Origin of the sequence: Streptomyces sp. 13-12-16 (assembly GCF_002114215.1) — a bacterium.
In the GTDB taxonomy this organism is placed as follows: Bacteria; Actinomycetota; Actinomycetes; order Streptomycetales; family Streptomycetaceae; genus Streptomyces.
This window is the reverse complement of the sequence record NZ_NCTE01000568.1, coordinates 1-4,502: the sequence shown is the minus strand read 5'-3', so window position 1 is coordinate 4,502 and position 4,502 is coordinate 1. Positions and strand designations below refer to the sequence as shown.

Here is a 4,502-nt window from a genome sequence, read left to right as displayed (position 1 = left end):
CGGGGAGGCGGGATGGGGGGGGCTCGCGTCCGGGACCGGACGGAACAGCACCCGCCGGAGCAGCGGGAGACCTCCGCGCTCCTCGACGGCCCGTTGCGCGACCGTGCGGTCCGCTCGGCGACGACCGGGCAGCGCGGGCGAAGGCCGCTCTTCGGGGCATCGGTGCCGATCGGGCGGCGCACGGGACGGAAGTGCACTCCGGGAACGCGTTCCGTGCACTGCGGGGAAACACGGACTCCCGGGCCCTGAATAGCTTTGCGGCACAGGGTGCAAGGGGCTCGGATCCACGCGCGGGCAGATTGTTTCCCGCCCGCCGATCGCGGCGTGCGCCGAAGTCGGTGCGGAGGGCATCGGCGTTTCCCGTTCCGTAGAAGGAGGTCGAGAAGGTGTCCTCGATGCCGGTCGGTGGAATTGCTCCCCGCACCACCGAAAACGCCGCGGACCTGGTCGTCCGCAACGCGAAGATCCACACTGGTGACGCGGTCCGTCCGCAGGCCGAGGCGATCGCCGTCCGCGACGGCGTCATCACCGTGGTCGGTGACGACAACGACGTCGCCCCGCACGTCGGCCCGGACACGAAGGTCGTCGACGCGCTCGGCCGCCGGATGGTTCCGGGCCTCAACGACGCGCACCTGCACGTCATCCGCGGGGGCCTCAACTACGTACTCGAACTGCGCTGGGACGGCGTCCCCACGCTCCGCCGGGGACTGGCGATGCTGCGCGAGCAGGCGGCACGGACGCCCAAGGGCCAGTGGGTGCGGGTCGTGGGCGGATGGTCCGCCGAGCAGTTCGCCGAACGGCGGCTGCCGACCGTCGCCGAGCTGAACGCCGCCGCGCCCGACACTCCGGTCTTCGTCCTGCACCTCTACCAGGCCGCGGTGCTCAACCGGGCGGCCCTCAAGGCCGCCGGGTTCACCCGGGAAACCCCCGACCCCAAGGGCGGCCAGATCGTACGGGGCCGGGACGGCGAGCCCACGGGCATGCTGCTGGCGGCTCCCAGCGCCCTCGTCCTCTACTCGACCCTCGCGAAAGCCCCGGTACTGGAGGGGGAGGACAGGAAGACCTCCACCCGGCACTTCCTGCGGGAACTGAACAGATTCGGCCTGACGTCGGCGATCGACGCGGCCGGAGGGTTCCAGAACTTCCCCGACGACTACAGCACGGTCGTCGAACTGGCGAAGGCGGGCCAACTGTCGTTGCGCATCGCCTACCACCTGTTCCCACAGACCGTCGGCCAGGAGATCGACGACCTCAGGCGCTGGATCGAAGTGGCCCGGCCCGAGGACGGAGACGAATGGCTCCGCCTCAACGGCGCGGGCGAGAATCTGACGTGGGCGGCGGCGGACTTCGAGAACTTCGCCGAGCCCCGGCCGGAACTGGCCGACTACGAAACGGAATTCGAGAAGGCCGTACGTCTCCTGATGGAGAACGATTGGGGATTCCGGCTGCACGCCACCTATGACGAGACCATCCGCCGCGACCTGGCGGTCTTCGAGAAGATCGCGGCGGAAGGGCTCTTCCCGGCCGGCAACCGATGGCTGTTCGACCACGCGGAAACCGTCTCCGCGGACAGCCTGGACCGCATCGCGGCCCTCGGCGGCGCCATGTCCGTGCAGAACCGCCTGTCCTTCCAGGGCGAGGCGTTCCTCAGCCGCTACGGTCCCGGGGCCGCCGCGGACGCCCCACCGCTGCGGGCCATGCTGGAGCGCGGACTGACCGTCGGCGCCGGCACCGACGCCACCCGGGTCTCCACCTACAACCCGTGGGTGGCCCTGCACTGGCTGGTCACCGGCCGCACCGTCGGCGACCTGGTCCTGCGCCCACCGCACAACCGGGTCGACCGCCGGACCGCGCTGGCGATGTTCACCGAGGCGGGCGCGGCGCTGACCGGGGAGGAAGGCGTCAAGGGCGTCCTGCGCAGCGGTTTCCTCGCCGACCTGGCAGTGCTTTCCGAGGACTACTTCACCGTCCCCGAACAGGACATCGCGCACATCGAGTCCCTGCTGACGGTCGTCGGCGGCCGGATCGTCCATGCGGCCGCCGAGTACGAGGGCCTCGAGGAGGAACTGCCACCGGTCAGCCCCGCCTGGAGCCCGGTGGCCCACTTCGGCGGATACCAGGCCACGCCCGCCACGGGACCGTCCGGCGCCCGCCAGGCCGAACTGCTCGGCCAGGCCGTCACCGAGTCCGAGCAGCACCGTCAGTGGCGCGTCCGGCGCGGCCTCGCCCCCCAGCCGGCGAGCACCTTCCTCGATCCCTGCTTCTCCCCGTGACCTCCCGGGAGGGGTCGGCCACGAGCTGTCCCTCCCGGGTGTTCCACCGCATCGCGGCACCCCGCGCACCGCGCGGCCCCACCCACCCGCGGACACCCGTCCGCGCCCATCCCATCCGGAAAGGCCTTCCCATGGTCAACGTCTCCGAGGTCACCGCGGCCCCCAGCCCCGACCTGCTCACCCCGGACAACTGCGCCGTGCTGTTCATCGACCACCAGCCGCAGATGTTCTTCGGCACCGGCAGCGGCGACCGCACCGCGATCATCAACGCGACCGTCGGGCTGGCGAAGGCCGCCAAGGTCTTCGACGTACCGGTCGTCCTGAGCACCGTGGCCGCCGAGTCCTTCTCCGGACCGCTCATGCCGCAGCTCGCCGGGGTCTTCCCCGGGCAGGAGACCGTCGACCGGACCACGATGAACGCCTGGGAGGACGCCGCCTTCGTCGACGCGGTCAAGGCCACCGGCCGCGAGAAGCTCGTCATCGCCGGGCTGTGGACCGAGGTCTGCGTCGTCCTGCCCGCGCTCTCCGCCCTGGCCCAGGGCTACGAGGTCTACGTGGTCACCGACGCGTCCGGCGGCGTCAGCCCGCAGGCCCACGAACACGCCGTCCAGCGCATGGTCCAGAGCGGCGTGGTCCCGGTCACCTGGGTGCAGGTACTGCTCGAACTGCAGCGTGACTGGGCGCGCGGCGAGACCTACATGCCGGTCATGGACGTCGTGAAGGAGCACGCCGGTACCTACGGCCTCGGCGTCGTCTACGCGCAGGCCGTCATCGGGGACCACGCCGCCGGCTGACCTCCGCCACGCGCGCGACGGTCACGGAATCGAGTCAGGAACAGGCAGGGAAACGATGGATGCCGGACTGCTGCTCCTCCGGCTGGTGACAGGACTCCTCGTCGCCGGCCACGGAGTCCAGAAGGTGAGCCACCGGCTGGGAGGCGACGGCCTCGCGGGCGGGGCCGAGGAGTTCCGCCGCGACGGGTTCCGCGGCGGCCGGATCACCGCGGTCGTCGCGGGCGCCAGCCAGATCGGTGCCGGCCTGTTCCTGGCCGCCGGACTGCTCACCCCGCTGGCCGCGATGGCGGCCATGGGCGTGATGACGGTCGCGGGCACTGTCAAACGGCGCAACGGCCTGTGGGTGCAGAACGACGGATACGAGTACCCGTTGGTCCTCGTCGCCGTCTCCGCGGCGCTGGTCCTCACCGGGCCCGGCCGGTGGTCGTTCGACCGGGCACTGGACCTCGGCCCCTGGCCGCTGTGGGCCGCCCTCCTCACGATCCTGGCCGGCCCGGTCAGCGGACTGCTCACGCGCACCGTGCTGCACCGTCCGGCCACCGCTACGGAAAGGAAGCACAGTGCGCAGGCTGCTGAATGACATGGTCCTCACCCTCGCGCCGCCCCGGCAGGACCGTCACGGCCCGCTGCCTCCCCTGATGCTGACGCTGACGCTGGTCACCGGCCTGGTCGACGCGGTGAGCTATCTGGCGCTCGGGCACGTCTTCGTCGCCAACATGACGGGCAACGTGGTGTTCCTGGGGTTCGCCCTGGTGGGCGCCGCGGACCTGTCCGCGGTCGCCTCCGTCGTCGCGCTGGTGGCGTTCCTCACCGGAGCGCTCGGCGGCGGCCGGCTCGCCGACCGGTTCGCGGCACACCGCGGGAGCCTGCTGAAGGCGGTCACAGCCGTACAGACGGTGCTGGTCGCCGTCACCGTGGCCGCCGCGGCGGCCACCGACGGGCAGGTCACCACGGCCGTCCGGTACACGCTGATCGTCTTCCTCGGGATCGCCATGGGCCTGCAGAACGCCGCCGCCCGGCGCCTCGGTGTCCCCGACCTCACCACGACCGTGCTGACCCTGACGCTGACGGGTTTGGCCGCGGACTCCGGCCGGGCCGGCGGTGAGGGGCCGCGGCCCGGCCGCCGGTTCCTGTCCGTGGTGACGATGTTCCTCGGCGCCTACGCGGGTGCGCAGTTGGTGCTGAACGACCACCTCGTGCCCACCCTGGCCCTGATCCTCCTGCTTCTCGCCCTCACCTGCGTGACCACGCACCGTCTCTCGGCCGCCGACCCGGCCTGGACCCGGCCGCCGTCCTGAGCCGCGGGGCCGTGGGGGCGACGAAGGGGCGTCGACGGCCGAGTCCGGCCCGGTCCCCGCTCGCGGCGCGTGTCTTCCGCGCGCTGTGGACCGCCCGATCCGTCCGCGGCGTCGGCGGCCGGACGCGGACCGTGGGC

Annotated in this window: 4 protein-coding genes; all 4 read left to right on the top strand. The window is 72.1% G+C overall.

Translation table 11 applies throughout. From position 1 onward, the window contains the following. Window positions 1-395: 395 nt before the first annotated feature. The 4 genes from B7767_RS22755 to B7767_RS22740 all read left to right on the top strand — a co-directional run bounded on the left by B7767_RS22755 (window position 396) and on the right by B7767_RS22740 (window position 4,365). Window positions 396-2,273, top strand: coding sequence for an amidohydrolase (locus tag B7767_RS22755; RefSeq protein WP_179167246.1), 1,878 nt, complete (start codon window positions 396-398; stop codon window positions 2,271-2,273). A 131-nt stretch (window positions 2,274-2,404) separates the two neighbouring features. Next, window positions 2,405-3,067: a hydrolase gene (locus B7767_RS22750; RefSeq protein ID WP_085573824.1), complete on the top strand. Its 663-nt coding sequence runs from the start codon at window positions 2,405-2,407 to the stop codon at window positions 3,065-3,067. 55 nt (window positions 3,068-3,122) lie between these two features. Continuing rightward, window positions 3,123-3,647 (top strand): DoxX family protein, encoded by a 525-nt coding sequence (locus tag B7767_RS22745; RefSeq protein WP_085573823.1) that lies wholly within the window; start codon window positions 3,123-3,125, stop codon window positions 3,645-3,647. Beyond that, on the top strand, window positions 3,628-4,365 hold the full coding sequence (locus B7767_RS22740; protein WP_085573822.1) for a YoaK family protein: 738 nt from the start codon (window positions 3,628-3,630) through the stop codon (window positions 4,363-4,365). The genes B7767_RS22745 and B7767_RS22740 overlap by 20 nt, the downstream gene beginning before the upstream one ends. Window positions 4,366-4,502 lie beyond the last annotated feature (137 nt).

What these genes read in the sequence shown, in the direction of transcription:
- B7767_RS22750 (WP_085573824.1), top strand. Translation starts at nt 2,405, where the DNA reads ATGGTCAACGTCTCCGAGGTCACCGCGGCCCCCAGCCCCGACCTGCTC.
- B7767_RS22755 (WP_179167246.1), top strand. Translation starts at nt 396, where the DNA reads ATGCCGGTCGGTGGAATTGCTCCCCGCACCACCGAAAACGCCGCGGAC.
- B7767_RS22745 (WP_085573823.1), top strand. Translation starts at nt 3,123, where the DNA reads ATGGATGCCGGACTGCTGCTCCTCCGGCTGGTGACAGGACTCCTCGTC.